This is a genomic window from Aphanothece microscopica RSMan92 (assembly GCF_046613545.2).
Lineage (GTDB): Bacteria > Cyanobacteriota > Cyanobacteriia > PCC-6307 > Cyanobiaceae > NIES-981.
The window spans coordinates 1-562 of sequence record NZ_JBKKKY020000372.1; the positions used below are offsets into that span (position 1 = coordinate 1).

A 562-nucleotide genomic window follows, 5' to 3' on the forward strand; every position below is an offset into this window, starting at 1 on the left:
GCTCGCCGCCCATTACCACGCAGACGGGCCGCCCGCGGCCACGCTGATGGGCCCCATCGTGGGCAAGCGCGCCCATGTGATGGGTCTGGTGGTCTATGACTTCTATGGCGAGCATGCCGCCTTCGCCGAGGCCGCCGCCGGCTGGGTGCGAGATGGCCGGCTGAAGACGCTGGAAGACGCCGCAAACGGCCTTGAAGAGGCCCCAGCCCTGATGGAGCGGCTGATGACCGGGCGCAATGTGGGCAAGGCGGTGATCAAGCTTCCGGGCGTGGCGTGAGGCGCCATTTCCTCTGGGTGAGGAACCGCTGGGTTCACTATCGCCGCACCGGGTCTGGCCCGGCGGTGGTGCTGCTCCACGGCTCGCCGCAGAGCGCCTGGTCACTCATGCCGCTGATGCACCGGCTGGCCGCTGCGGGCCTGACCGCCATCGCCCTCGATACGCCGGGCAACGGGCTTTCCGACCCGCTCTCCGGCGCGGATCTCGACTGCGACGCCTATGCCGCCGCCCTGAAGGAGACGCTGGACGCGCTGGGCCTAGGCCGGGTGGGGCTTTATGGCTTCC

2 protein-coding genes are annotated in these 562 nt (G+C 69.8%); both read left to right on the forward strand.

Translation table 11 applies throughout. From position 1 onward, the window contains the following. The coding region (locus ACLD7X_RS18065) for a hypothetical protein (protein WP_411425069.1) at nucleotides 1–277 on the forward strand (277 nt) is incomplete at its 5' end. Nucleotides 278–342: 65 nt separating this feature from the next. After that, the coding region (locus ACLD7X_RS18070) for an alpha/beta fold hydrolase (protein WP_425625474.1) at nucleotides 343–562 on the forward strand (220 nt) is incomplete at its 3' end.